General features: G+C 72.9%; 9 protein-coding genes and 2 pseudogenes. 4 read left to right on the top strand and 7 right to left on the bottom strand.

What is annotated here, in order from left to right:
* Positions 1 to 39: 39 nt before the first annotated feature.
* Positions 40 to 1,362, bottom strand: a complete 1,323-nt coding sequence (locus tag ACZ6BB_RS35275) for an extracellular solute-binding protein (protein ID WP_471619201.1) — start codon at positions 1,360 to 1,362, stop codon at positions 40 to 42.
* A 284-nt stretch (positions 1,363 to 1,646) separates the two neighbouring features.
* Positions 1,647 to 2,768 (bottom strand): ROK family protein, encoded by a 1,122-nt coding sequence (locus tag ACZ6BB_RS35270; RefSeq protein WP_471619200.1) that lies wholly within the window; start codon positions 2,766 to 2,768, stop codon positions 1,647 to 1,649.
* Positions 2,769 to 3,011: 243 nt separating this feature from the next.
* On the opposite strand from ACZ6BB_RS35270, the gene ACZ6BB_RS35265 reads away from it, so the two are divergent.
* Positions 3,012 to 3,926, top strand: coding sequence for a BadF/BadG/BcrA/BcrD ATPase family protein (locus tag ACZ6BB_RS35265; RefSeq protein WP_471619199.1), 915 nt, complete (start codon positions 3,012 to 3,014; stop codon positions 3,924 to 3,926).
* Positions 3,927 to 4,022: 96 nt separating this feature from the next.
* Complete coding sequence (locus ACZ6BB_RS35260) at positions 4,023 to 5,927, top strand: phosphatase PAP2 family protein (RefSeq protein WP_471619198.1); 1,905 nt, start codon at positions 4,023 to 4,025, stop codon at positions 5,925 to 5,927.
* A 54-nt stretch (positions 5,928 to 5,981) separates the two neighbouring features.
* Here ACZ6BB_RS35260 and ACZ6BB_RS35255 read toward each other — a convergent pair whose 3' ends face one another.
* The 3 genes and pseudogenes from ACZ6BB_RS35255 to ACZ6BB_RS35245 all read right to left on the bottom strand — a co-directional run.
* Positions 5,982 to 8,372: an ATP-binding SpoIIE family protein phosphatase gene (locus ACZ6BB_RS35255; RefSeq protein ID WP_471619197.1), complete on the bottom strand. Its 2,391-nt coding sequence runs from the start codon at positions 8,370 to 8,372 to the stop codon at positions 5,982 to 5,984.
* Positions 8,373 to 8,462: 90 nt separating this feature from the next.
* A complete protein-coding gene (locus tag ACZ6BB_RS35250; RefSeq protein WP_471619196.1) occupies positions 8,463 to 9,254 on the bottom strand; it encodes a peptidoglycan-binding domain-containing protein in 792 nt (263 codons plus the stop codon).
* 88 nt (positions 9,255 to 9,342) lie between these two features.
* Positions 9,343 to 9,965, bottom strand: a pseudogene (locus ACZ6BB_RS35245) (sensor histidine kinase); the annotation flags it as partial.
* Here ACZ6BB_RS35245 and ACZ6BB_RS35240 point away from each other — a divergent pair.
* Positions 9,925 to 10,588 (top strand): annotated as a pseudogene (locus ACZ6BB_RS35240) (LuxR C-terminal-related transcriptional regulator). The pseudogenes ACZ6BB_RS35245 and ACZ6BB_RS35240 overlap by 41 nt on opposite strands.
* Before the next feature lie 48 nt (positions 10,589 to 10,636).
* On the opposite strand, the gene ACZ6BB_RS35235 reads toward ACZ6BB_RS35240, so the two are convergent.
* Positions 10,637 to 11,026 (bottom strand): PPOX class F420-dependent oxidoreductase, encoded by a 390-nt coding sequence (locus tag ACZ6BB_RS35235; protein ID WP_471619195.1) that lies wholly within the window; start codon positions 11,024 to 11,026, stop codon positions 10,637 to 10,639.
* Positions 11,027 to 11,110: 84 nt separating this feature from the next.
* Positions 11,111 to 11,746, bottom strand: a complete 636-nt coding sequence (locus ACZ6BB_RS35230; protein ID WP_471619194.1) for an HAD family acid phosphatase — start codon at positions 11,744 to 11,746, stop codon at positions 11,111 to 11,113.
* A gap of 288 nt (positions 11,747 to 12,034) precedes the next feature.
* On the opposite strand from ACZ6BB_RS35230, the gene ACZ6BB_RS35225 reads away from it, so the two are divergent.
* Positions 12,035 to 12,874 (top strand): SAM-dependent methyltransferase, encoded by an 840-nt coding sequence (locus tag ACZ6BB_RS35225; protein ID WP_471619193.1) that lies wholly within the window; start codon positions 12,035 to 12,037, stop codon positions 12,872 to 12,874.
* Positions 12,875 to 12,883: the final 9 nt, after the last annotated feature.

Raw genomic sequence — 12,883 nt, 5'->3', positions numbered from 1 at the left:
CGGCGTCTGGACCCCGCCGCCCGGCCCTCGGGCCTACGCTCAGCCGCCGACCTGCTGGTTGTAGCCGGCCACGATGGCCTCCAGGGCCTTGTCGGCCGACTGCTGGCCGTTGATGGCCTTGCCGAGTTCCGTCTTGGTCGGGTCCTCGGTGAGGCTCTTGCCGTTCAGCACCCAGCTGGTCTGCGCGCCGTTGAAGTAGCCGGAGATCGGGTCGTACAGCGGGATCGACTCGTTGTAGAGCTTGTACGCCGCCTGCGCCGCCTCGGACTTGAACGGGTACGTGGGGTTCAGGCCGCTTTCGACCGGCAGGAATCCGGAGGCCTCGCACAGCGTCCGGTAGTTGTCGGGCTCGTACAGCCAGGACAGGAAGTCCTTCGCGGCGGCGGCCGCGTCGGCGTTGTTGTTGAAGCCGACGATGTTGCCACCGGCGTTCACGTCACTGGCCTGCACCGGCTGAGCCGGGGTCGGGACGCTCGCCCACTCGAACTTCTTGATGCTCTCCGCGAAGGCGGGCACCTGCCACACGCCGGACCAGTAGGCGACGACGTCACCGCTCTGGAACATCGCGGACGGGTCGGCGCCGCTGGTCCACACCGACTTCGGCATGGTCTTGTCGTCGTTCCACCCGACGAAGGTGTTCACGGCCTTCTTGGTCGCCTCGTCCACCGAGAACTTGCCGGAGTCGTCCGCGTGGACGTACTTGCCGCCCATCTCGTAGACCATGGCACGCAGCCGGGACGGCGACTGGTCGAAGGTCAGGGAGTACTTCGCCTTGGTCTTCTCGCGGACCTTGTCCGCCGCCTTGATGAAGTCGCTCCAGGTCCAGGTCTTGTCGGGCGAGGTCGGGTAGTCGACGCCGGCCTTCTCGAAGAGCGACTTGTTGATGAACATGCCGGACGCGGTGACGTCCGAGGGGATGGCCAGCACCTTCCCGGACGAGTCCTTCGCCAGGAAGTTCTGGTTGATGTTGTTGCTCTTCTTGTCGGCGATGGACTTGAGGTCGATCAGCTTGTTCGACCAGATCGGGTCCAGCGCCGGCACGGCGGCCACGTCGGGCAGGGAGTTGGCCTGCGCGGCGTTGTGCAGCTTGGTCGTGTAGCCGTCGTAGGGGATGTTGACGAGCTTGACCTTGACGCCCTTGTCCTTCTTGTACTGCGCCACCACCTTCTTCCAGCCCGCGTCCTGTCCCGGAACGGTGGAGATCCAGAACGTCAGCGACTTGGAGGTGCCGCCCGATTCGGAGCCGCCTCCGCAGGCCGAGAGCAGCAGGGCCGCCGCCGAGGCACCGGCAGCGAGGGGAACCAGGCGGCGCATACCGCCGCGGCCGAGTCGGCGGGAGCGCCGCACACCCACAGTGGTCATCTTCGATCCCTTTTTTTCGGTAGGGGACGGAGCACGGCGCCGACCGAGGCGGCACGGGTGCATTTTGCAGGAAGGCTGCTTTCCGGGGGCCACGGCCTCGCCCGGCCGCGTCGTCCTCACGGGGCGGGATCCCCGGCCGTACCGGCCGTCACCGCACGGGCACGCCCTCGTGCGATTGCCGTACATCGAGACATCGAGTACAGGCGGGAGGCTCACCCCAAGCCGGCGTCCCGGCCGACTTAGAAAGCGCTTGTCCGGACATTGGCAGATGGCGGTGGAGTCCGTCAATGCTTCACCGCCGCACCTCCGGTCACGGTTTGGATTCCCCGGGCCACGGCCAGCCGACTGGCCCCCACCACGGTGCCGCTGTCGCCGAGCGCGCTGCTCACGACCTCGGTGGGCCAGCTCAGCCGCGCCAGTTCGGCCCGTACGCCGGGCAGCAGCCGGGGCTCCGAGCCGACGGCGCCGCCCAGCACGATCAGGCCGGGATCCAGGACGGCGGTGGCCGCGGCGGCGAGTCTGCCCACGTCGGCGGCGTGCCGGCCGACGACGGCGCACGCCGTGGGGTGTCCGGTGTCGGCCAGCGCGAACAGTCCGTCGACGGTGTCGGGGCACATGCCGTCTCCGCCCTGCCAGGCGTCCGCCGCCCGGCGCAGCAGGGAACCCGCTCCTAGGTGGGCCTCCAGGCCCTCGTGGCGGGGCTCCCGGTCCGCGTCCCACGGGTACGGCAGCCGGGCCACCTCACCGGCGGCCCCGTTCGCGCCGCGCAGCACCTGGCCGCCGATGACGACACCGAGACCGATACCGACGCCGATCCGCAGGTAGCCGAAGGTGTCCCGGCCCCGGGCGGCTCCTTCGTGCAGTTCGGCGAGGGCGGCGCAGTTCACGTTGTTCTCGACGTGCACGGGCACTCCGGGCGGGAGGGCCACGGTCAGGGCGTCGAAGATGGGGCCCGCCTTGGCGGTGGCGGGCCGTACGGCCGTGCCCTCGCGGCTCTGGACGGTGACATCGCCGACGGCGACGACGATGGCGCGCAGGGGCGCCCCGGGCGCCGGCCCGCGCAGCGCGTCCGCGACCACGTCGACGGTGTCCGCCCGCGGACCGGTGCCCTCGGCGAGCAGGATGCCGTCCAGGGCACAGACCCGCACCCGGGTGACGCTCGGCCCGAGGTCGACGGCGAGGACCGCGCCCGCGGCCGGCCCCAGGTCGTACACGGCCGCCGACCTGCCCGTTCCGCCCGAGAGCGTGCCGGAGTGCGCGGCGAGTCCGGCGGCCTCCAGCTCGGCCACGGCGGTGGAGACGGTCGGCTTGGACAGGCGCGCGCCGGTCGCCAGCTGGGGGCGGGTGGCGGTGCTCGACGCGGCCAGTACGGCGAAAACGGCGCGGGCGCTCTCGCTCAGTTGCATGGTCTCCCCAGTCGTGCCGCGTTCGTCCTACCGCACGGTCGTGCGGTATCCGGCGTCGTAACCCTTGACGCACCCTTATTCGTTAGTTAATTTCCTAACGAAGTCAAGCGGTACTCGTCTGCCGCATCCGCCGAGGCCCGTCCCGGGGCTTCCCTAGCACCCCCCACAGACCCAGTGTGTCCTGGCACGGTTTCGCCCAGCCGTCGCTGCGCCCATCGCAACGCAACGACGAAAGAGGCTCACGTGCCGGACTCGAGGCCCGTCACGGTCGGTATCGACGTGGGCGGCACCAAGACCCATCTCCGTGCTGTCGCGGGGACGGAGCCGGTGGCCGACCACGTCCGGGCCAGCCGCGGCTGGCGGCCGCACGACCCGGCGGCCGCGGCCGCATGGCTGGCCACGCTGGTCGAGGAGGTGCTGCCCGCGCACACCCCCGGGTCCGCCGTGGCCGTCGGCGCCCATGCCTGCGAGACGCCCCGGCAGTGCGAGGGGATACGCCTCGCCCTCCAGGAACGGCTTCAGGTGCCGTGCCTGGTGGTCGGCGACGCCGAGCTGCTGGCTCCCGCCGCCGGTTTCGCCCGGGGGGTGGGGCTGGTCGCGGGCACCGGTTCGGTGGCCGTCGGCCGCTCCGCGGACGGCACGTCCGTGCAGGTCGGCGGCTGGGGCGCGGTCCTCGGCGACGAGGGCGGCGCCGCCGGTCTGGTCCGGGAGGCGTGCCGCGCCGTGTGGGCCGCGCACGACCGGGGCGAGGCACCCGACGCGCTCGCCGGCCGGCTGATCGCCGCCTTCGGGGTGAGCGAGGTGCCGGCTCTCGGCGGGGCGCTGGAGGCCGCCACGGCGATGTCCGCCGACTGGGGCCGGCACGCCCCGCAGGTGTTCGAGGCCGCCGAGGAGGGCTCCGTCCTCGCCCGCCGGGTCATCGCCGAAGGGGCCCGCGCGCTCGCCTCGCTCGTGGCCCGGCTCGCGGCCCGCCAGGTCCCCGTCGACGACGTGGTGGTGGCCGGCGGGACGATCCTCTCCAGGCCCGCCCTGTACTCCGCATTCGCCGAAGCGCTCCTCGACGCTGTACCGTCCGCGCGACCGCATGTGCTCCAAGTGCCGCCGGTCGAAGGGGCGTTGGCACTCTCACGTACTCTCCTCCGACCGGTCGCCCGCTGATCACCGTCCGGTCGCCGACCGGACACCGACCGGTCATGCGTCAACCTCACGCTCAGCCCGCACCCGATCACCACCTCGCGAAAGGAGCGGCGCTCCATGCCGTCATCCGCCGGGCACCACACTCTCGACCGCCGTGTCTTCCTCAGGAACTCACTCGGCGTCACGGCCGGCCTGATAGCCGCTCCGACCGTCGTCGACCTGTGGCAGGCCCCCGAGGCCAAGGCCGCCACCGCGTTCGCGGCCTTCGTCGACGACTACAGCACCAACAGCACGGCGAACCAGACCGCCGAGACCAACGCCGTCATCCGCGCGCTCGGCGGCTTCGCCGTGATCTGGAAGACGGGCGGCGCCTGGAACACCGGCACTCCGCTGCTGCCGGAGATCCTGCGCGACAACATGCGCTACTGCGCGCGCCTGACCGGCCGCCGCACGGAGGCGCAGGCCCGTGAGGCGTTCGTCTACGACCGGCAGCACCAGAGCTACGCCATGATCGGCGGTCTCGGCCCCCTGGCCGACCTGTACCGCACGGGTGCCAAGGCGGTCACCTCGATCACCGCCGCCCCCGACGGCATCCCCGCGACCAAGATCAACGACGCCGTCCCCGCCGGCGCGCCCGCCGGCTCCGCGCTGGGCGCCGGCTCGTACGACTCGGACCTCGGCCTGGTGGCCAAGCTCGTCGACACCGTGCGCGGCGACTTCACCTCCAGCAACCCCGCCAAGTTCAGCTTCCAGTACCCGAGGCCCTGGCGGATGAACGAGGACAGCCAGGTCGTCGACACCGGCGAGAAGGACGCGCTCGGGTACCCCGTCTACGAGTCCGACGTGATCGTGGTGAAGCAGCTCCTGCGCCAGCGCAGCGAGGTGCCGGCCGAGGACGGGGGCTTCCCCAGCGGCCACACCAACGCCTTCCACCTGGCGGCGCTGGCGTACGCGTACGCGGTCCCGGAGCGCTTCCAGGAGATCATCACCCGCGCCTTCGAGCTGACCCACACCCGGATCATGTCCGGCATGCATTCCACGGTCGACGTCATGGGCGGCCGCATCATGGCCACCGCGCTGGCCGCCGCCGTGCTGCACAAGCCGGAGAACACCGCGCTCAAGGCCGCCGCGCGCAAGCAGGCCGCCGAGTACTTCCAGGCGAAGACCGGCACCACCGCCGACACGCTGTTCGCCTACGCGCACTCCGACGCCGACGACCCGTACGCCGACCGCCTGGCCAACGCCCGCCTGGTCGAGCCGAAGCTGACGTACGTCCTGCGCCGGCGCGGCGCGTCCGAGGGCATGACCGTGCCCAAGGGGGCCGAGGTCCTGCTGGAGACGCGTCTGCCGTACCTCGACGCGGCGCAGCGGCGCGAGGTGCTGCGCACGACCGCGCTGCCCTCCGGGTACGTCCTGCTGGACGGCTGGGAGCAGTGGGGCCGGCTCAACCTGTTCGCGGCGGCGGACGGCTACGGCGCCTTCGACACGGACGTCACCGTCACGCTGGACGCCGCGCTCGGCGGCTTCGGCGCGGCCGACGCCTGGCGCAACGACATCGACGGCGTGGGCGGTCTCGTCAAGCGCGGCAGCGGCACGCTGACGCTGACCGGCGCCAACCGCTACAAGGGCGGCACCGTCGTGGAGGCCGGTGTGCTCGCGGCGGGCTCCAAGGAGGCCCTCGGCCGCGGTGACGTCCGGGTGAAGGGCGGGACGCTGGCCACGGGCGGGCACACCGTGCGCGTGCGGGGCGACTACACGCAGGCCGGCGTCCTCGACGTGACGCTGGACCGGGGCGCCGACCCGGCCCTCGACGTGGACAGGCGCGCGGTCCTGGAGCCCGGCAGCAAGCTGGTGGTCCGCTTCGACGCCGCGCAGGCGCCGCGGTCCGGCGACACGGTGGCGGTCGTCGGGGCGCGGTCCGTGCAGGGCCGGTTCGCCGAGGTCTCCGTGGCCGTCGAGGGCTGGACGGCCGAGCAGGTCTTCACCGCGCACGGGGTGTCGGTCCACCTGCGGAAGAAGTAACTCCCCACGCCGGAACGGCTGTCGGGGGTGGCGCGCGCCGCCGCCGACAGCCGTTCACAGGCTCGGCGGCAGGGCCTGCTCGGCCCAGATGGTCTTGCCCGCGCCGCTCGGGCGGCTGCCCCAGCGGTCGGTGAGCTGGGCGACGAGGAGCAGGCCGCGGCCTCCCTCGTCGAAGCTGCGGGCCCGGCGCAGATGCGGCGAGGTGCTGCTGGCGTCGGACACCTCGCAGATGAGGGTGCGGTCGCGGATCAGGCGCAGCTGGATGGGGGCGCCGCCGTAGCGGATGGCGTTGGTGACCAGTTCGCTGACCACGAGTTCGGTGACGAACGCGGCCTCCTCCAGGCCCCAGCGGGTGAGCTGGTCGGTGGCCAGCTTGCGCGCGCCCGCGACCAGCGCCGGGTCGTCGGACAGGTTCCAGACCGCGACCTGTTCCGCGTCGAGCGCGCGGGTGCGGGCCAGCAGCAGGGCCACGTCGTCGGCCGGTGTGTCGGGCAGCAGCGCCTTCAGTACGGTGTCGCAGGCGCGCTCCAGGCTGCCCACCGGCCCTTCCAGCGCGGCGCACAGGGCGCCGGTGCCCGTGTCGACGTCACGGTCGCGGGCCTCGACCAGACCGTCGGTGTACAGGGCGAGGACCGACCCCTCGGGCAGCGCCAGCTCCGTCGCCTCGAACGGCAGCCCGCCGACGCCGAGCATCGGTCCCGCCACCACCTCGACGACCTCGACACCGCCGTCGGGCCGCACCACCACGGGCGGCACGTGCCCGGCCGAGGCGATGGAGCAGCTGCCGTCCACCGGGTCGTACACCGCGTAGAGGCAGGTCGCGCCGATCTCCCCGTCGCCCGTGTCGTCACCGGCCGCCAGGTGCTCCACGAGGTCGTCCAGGTGGGTGAGCAGCTCGTCCGGCGGCAGATCGACGTCGGCGAGCGCCCACACGGCCGTGCGCAGCCGGCCCATGGTGACGGAGGCGGGGATGCCGTGCCCGACGACGTCCCCGACGACCAGGGCCACCCGGGTCCCGGACAGCGGGATCACGTCGAACCAGTCGCCGCCCACCCCGGCCTGGGACAGCGCGGGCAGATAGCGGGAGGCGAACTCGACGGCCGCCTGTCCGGCGACCGTCTTCGGCAGCAGGCTGCGCTGCAGGGCCAGCGCCGTCGTGCGTTCCCTGGTGTAGCGGCGGGCGTTGTCGACGCAGACCGCCGCCCGGCTGCAGAGTTCCTCCGCGAGGGACACGTCGTCCTGGTCGAAGGCGTCGGGGTGCTCGGGGGTCAGGAGGCGGACGAAGACGGCCACGCCGAGCGTTGTGCCGCGCGCGACCAGGGGCACGGCCATCAGGGACAGGTCGTGCTCCTCGGCCTCCCGGAGCTTGGCGGAACGGGCACCGTGCCGGGCGAACCAGGAGTCGAGGGCGTGGTCGCCGGTGCGGGTGAGCACGGGCTCGCCGGTGAGCAGCGCACGGGCGGGCGGCGAGGCGGGCGGGTAGACGTCGGCGGAGCCCAGGCCGATCGCCGCCTCCGGGACGCCCGGCGTCGGGGAGTGGTGGGCGGCACGGCGCAGTCTCACCTCACGGCCCTCCGGGACCGCCTCGGGATCCTCGCCCTGCAGCACGGACTCCAGGAGGTCCACGCTGGCGAAGTCGGCGAGCCGGGGCACTACCAGCTCGGCCAGTTCGCGGGCGGTCCGGACGACGTCGAGTCGGGTGCCGATGGTTCCGGCGGCCTCGTTCAGCAGGGCGAGACGCTGGCGGGCCGCGAACTGCTCACTGCTGTCGAACGCGGCGAGCGCGGTGCCGATCAGCCGGCCGGAGTCGTCCCGGACGGGCCACATCTCGGAGGTCCAGGCGTGCATGCGCCGGCCGGCGGGCGAACGGGTCCAGCTCTCGTAACGGACCGGCTGCCCGGTCTCCACCACGATCTCCAGGTGGCGCAGGAAGCCCCGGCTGTGCTCGGCGTCCTCCACGGTGTCGGGGAAGTACCGGTGCCGGAACTCCTCCTCGGGCCGCCCCATCACCCGGCACGCCCAGTCGTTCATCCGCAGATAGCGCTGGCCGGTGTCGAAGACGGACATGGACATCGACGCCTGGGTGAAGGCAAGCTCCCCGAGGCCGCGCTCGGCCGGGTCGGGTGCCACCTGGACGACGAACCGCCGTCCCTGGCCCGCCCCGCCCCCCAGCGGGCAGATCCGCAGCGTCACCTTCTGGCGCCGCCCGTCCCGGTGGATCAGGTCCACCACCGTGTCGCCGTACGTCAGCAGCGTCCGCCACACCGCCGCCGCGTCCCCGTCCACGAGGTCCGCCGCCGGCCGCCCGGTCACGTCCCCCGCGGCGTACCCGGTGAGCCGCCGGGCCCCTTCGCTCCACCCCGCGACGAGGCCGCGCGCGTCGACCACCGCCATCGCCTCGCCGGCCGTGGCAGCCCGCGACGCGCCGGACCCCTTCGTCACCATATGGCCAGGATGGTCCGTCCGGGGCGGGGCAACAACCCGGATCCGCCGGTGACGTACCGGGCGTGCGGCCCCGCCACGGACAGCACGGGGCTAGAGGGCGGTACGCGACTCCAGGTCCTGGCGGGTGTCGTTGCCGTAGACGCCCGTTTCGTCGCCCCGGATGCCGTACCAGAGCTGGAAGCGCGCCACCGCCTCCTTGAGCACGCCGTCGTACCGGCCCGAGGTGGAGCCGTTGTCGTACACATTGGGGATGCGGAGCAGCCGCTGCTGGAGTTCGGAGACCTGGGGGCCGCTGTCGCCCTCCCTCAGGGTGCCGGCGCCGTCCGGGTCGACGGCGTCGTTCCGGGCGGGGGCGGAGACCTCGGGAGCCGCGGCCGAGGGGGTCGGCTTGGGGGTGACGGTGCGCGCCTCCTTGTCGGTGTCGCCGCCGGGCAGCAGGAGCGCGGCACCGAAGCCGAGGAGGGCCGCCGCGCCGACGCCGACGACCACCGCCGCGCGCTTCAGGCCCGGTCCGCCGCCGGGCACGGGACGCCGTCGCCGCTCCTGCCGCCGTTCGGTGCGAGGCGGGACCGTGCCGGAGCCGAAGTCCTCGCCGACCATGACCGGGGGCAGTTCCTCGGTCTCGTACTCCAGCCGGGGCAGGATCCGCTCGGGAGCGGGGTGCGCCGGGGGCGCGGGCGGAGGGGTGGGCACCGGCTCCGGTGCCTGACTGGGCGGTACGGCGACGGTCTCGTACTCGTCCTGCCGGGCGGCCTCCCCCTTGAACTGCTCGAACTCCCGCAGCAGCTCGGCCAGGGCCTCGGTCCTGCGCCGGCGCATGACATAGGTCGGCTCGATCGTGGGACGCTTCGTCGTCCTGCCCGGTTCGGGCGGTTTCGACACGCTGTTCTCCTTCCGTGCACGCGGTCTCCCGCCATCCCCGAGAGGAGATACGGGCAGCCGGCCCGGGAGGTTCAGCTCGGCGGGCGGCCGGGGCGGCCGGGAGCACGGCGAGGACCGCCCGGCCGGGGCCGTCCTCACGGGGGCGGGCCTGGATGCGGCCGCCGAGCGCGGTGACGCGCTCCGTGAGACCGACGAGGCCGAACCCTCCGCCCCGGGCCGCCTCCGCCAGCCGGGGCGCCGCCCCGTCCGTCGTCACGGACCAGGACCTCCAGGTCGCCCCGGGCGTAGTGGAGGTCGACGGTGACCTCGGTGGCGTCGGCGGCGTGCCGGCGGACGTTCGTCAGGGCCTCCTGCACCACACGGAAGGCGGCGGCCTGCACCTCGTGCGGCAGGCCGGCGGGGACGGAGGCGTCGTGGCGCAGTACGGCGGTGTGTCCGTCGACCCCGCCGACACCGTCGAAGCCGCGCACCAGTTCGTCGACGCCCGCCAGATCCCCGACCGGCCGCCGGTCGCCGGTCGCTCCCCTCCGCGCGGTCGCGCAGGACGCCGACCGTGCGGCGCATCGAGGCCAGCGCCTCGGTCGCGGCCCGCTCGATGCCCACGAGGACGGGGTCGAGGCGCTCGGGTTCGGTGCCGGCCATCATCCGGGCGACCTGGCTCTGCACGAGGATCCCGGTGACGTGGTGGGCGACGAAGTCGTGCAGGTCGGCCGGGCAGCAGCCGGACATCACGGTGGTCGCCGAGGCCGCCGACGGCGAGACGGCCGTGCGGCTGGCCCGCGGGCTGCGGCCCCGACATGTGTCTGCTGGAGGTCCGTATGCCGAGGCTGGACGGTCTGGAGGCGACCCGGCTGCCGGCCGGTCCGGGTGTCGCCGATCCGCTGCGGGTGGTCGTGGTGACGACGTTCGACCTCGACGAGTACGTCTACGGGGCGCTGCGCGGCGGCGCCTGCGGTTTCCTGCTCAAGGACGCCGGGCCGACCCTGCTGGCCGAGGCCGTCCGGGCGGCCGCGGCGGGGGACGCGCCGGTGTCGCCGTCGGTGACGGTCCGGCTGCTCAAGCACGTCACGGCGGAGAGGACGGAGGAGAGGCGGCAGGAGGCCGCGGCGGGCTCCGGGGCCCCGCGCGCCCAGGAGCCGTTGACCGAACGGGAACTCGACGTGGTGCGCCTGGTCGCGCTCGGGCACACCAACGCCGAGATCGCCGCCTCGATGTTCGTCTCCCTGTCCACGGTCAGGACGCACCTCGGCAGCGTCCAGCTGAAGCTCGCCGCCCGTAACCGGGTGGAGATCGCCGCGTGGGCGTGGCGGACGGGGCATGCGGGCGAGCGATGACGGTCGGCCGGGGAGCCGGGAGGGGCTTCGCGGGGGCCCTGGGGGTGCCTACGGCGTGAGGGTGACGCGGATGCCGACCGTGCCGTCGGAGCCCCGGCGCAGTCGGCTGCCGAGCAGGGTGAGCCCGCCGAGGACGCCGTACTTGCGGGCGATGAGCCCTCGGTAGGCGGCGGAGCCGGCCGCGTCCAGGATCTCGGCGCGTGCGGGCACGGAGTCGCCGGTGGGGTTGCCGCGCACATCGCAGGGGCCGACCAGGACGTCGGCGCGGTTGCGGACGCGCTTGACCTTCCAGGAGTCCGCCACCGTCCAGACACCGAGCGCGTCCCCGTCCCGCACCACCCACACCGGCGTCGGGACGGTGGTGCCGTTCTTGCGGTAGGTGGTGAGCAGCAGGTACTTGCCCGCGCCGAGCGCGTCGAGCGAGGTGTCGTCAGCCATGGCCGGAGTCTAGGTGCCCCGGGGTGCACGGGCGCCGGAAGGGACCGGCGGCCGTACACCCCGGGTGCGGACGCTGGAGCGGTGTCAGTCGAGCAGCCCGTCGTAGTCGGGCAGCTTGTACGTCCGTTCGGCGTGGCCGCCGACGAGGTCGGTGGTGTTGTTGCCGACGTTGGCGATGATCGTGTAGCCGTCGGACTCGATGTCCGCGCGCGAGGCGGTCTTGTAGGCCGAGACCTCGGCGAACAGGTCGGGCAGGTCACGGACGTACAGGCCGTCGACGGGGTAGCCGACGTTCTTCAGGTTCCACTTGGTGACGCTCTCGATGATGCCCGGCCGGGCGGTGACGAAGAAGACGGCGACCCCGCGGGACTTGGCGTACTTGGCCAGCGCCAGGGAGGGCTTCAGTGCCGGGGTCGGCAGCTGGTACCAGGGCGTGTAGTGCGTCTCCAGCGTCGTGTTGTCGATGTCGAAGACGATGGCGAGCTTCTGCCCCGAGGGGTTCGCGGTGCGCTGCTGCACATAGGGCGTGGCCGTGTCGACGACGGCCTTCACGTCCTTCTGCCAGGTGGCGTAGTCCACCTCGGCGGCGGCCGCCGTGCCGGCCGTGGTCCCGCTCTGCGCGGCGGCCGCGGGCGCCGCCGCGGTCACCGAACCGCCCAGACCCAGTACGGCCACCGCGGCGACCGTGGTGATGCGGCGTCCCACACCGCTTCCTGTCATGTTCGTCCCCTTTTTCTCATGTCGGCGCGGCGAGGTCGATGGAACTCCCGCCGCGCTCGTCATGGTCATGCCCATTGGTGGCCGGGAGACTACCCAAGAGTTACCGGTTGGTAGAAGGGTCGCGACAACCCTTGTTCCATGGGCCGCCGGCCAAGCCGGGCGGCGCGCGGCGGAACCCGGCGGATCCGGGCGCCGAGAAGATCGCCGAAGTCTCGGCAAAGGCCAACCGACAGGTCTACATTGCCCGTTGGATGAAGCACCTTCACAGAAGATCCAGGAGTCGACTCCGTGACGGACAACCCGGCAGCCCCGGACTTCCCCTCGTCGCCGCTGAACCGGCGCATCGTCACCACACGGCCGGCCGCGGCACGGATCTGGAACTACTGGCTCGGCGGCGGGGACTACTACGAGGTCGACCGGAAGGCCGGGGACGAGATACGCAAGCTGTATCCGAGCATCGGCGACTACGCCCGCGCGGACCGGCAGTTCCTGGGGCGGGCGGTGCGTCATCTGGCCACCGAGGTGGGCATCCGGCAGTTCCTGGACATCGGCGCCGGGCTGCCGACCGCGGAGAACACCCACGAGGTCGCCCAGCACATCGCGCCGGACTCCCGGATCGTCTACGTCGACAACGACCCGCTGGTCCTGGTGCACGCGCGCGCCCTGCTGACGAGCGCGCCCGAGGGCCGCACGGACCACGTCGACGAGGACCTGCGCAACGTCGACGCCATCCTCGCCCAAGCGGCGCGCACCCTGGACCTGACCCGGCCGGTCGCCCTGCTGCTGCTCGACGTGCTGGCCTTCATCCGCGACGACGAGGACCCGGACGGCATCGTGCGCCGCCTGCTGGACGCCCTGCCCCGCGGCAGCCATCTGGTGCTCTCGCACACCATCACCAGCCCGGAGTGGCCCGACGTGGACATCGCGGCGGCCTGGTGGAACGAGCACGGCATCCCGCCGCTGACCCAGCGCACGCCGGACAGGATCGCCCGGTTCTTCGACGGGCTCGACCTGCTGGAGCCCGGCATCGTCTCGTGCACCCGCTGGAGACCGGACACCACCGGCGATCCCGCTTGTGGGGAACCAGCGGTCGTGCCCATGTACTGCGGAGTGGGAGGCAAGCGTTGACGGGAACGG

It is taken from the genome of Streptomyces sp. NPDC041108, from assembly GCF_055592645.1.
Note: the sequence above shows the minus strand (reverse complement) of the source record. Positions and strands in the feature narration are given on the sequence as shown.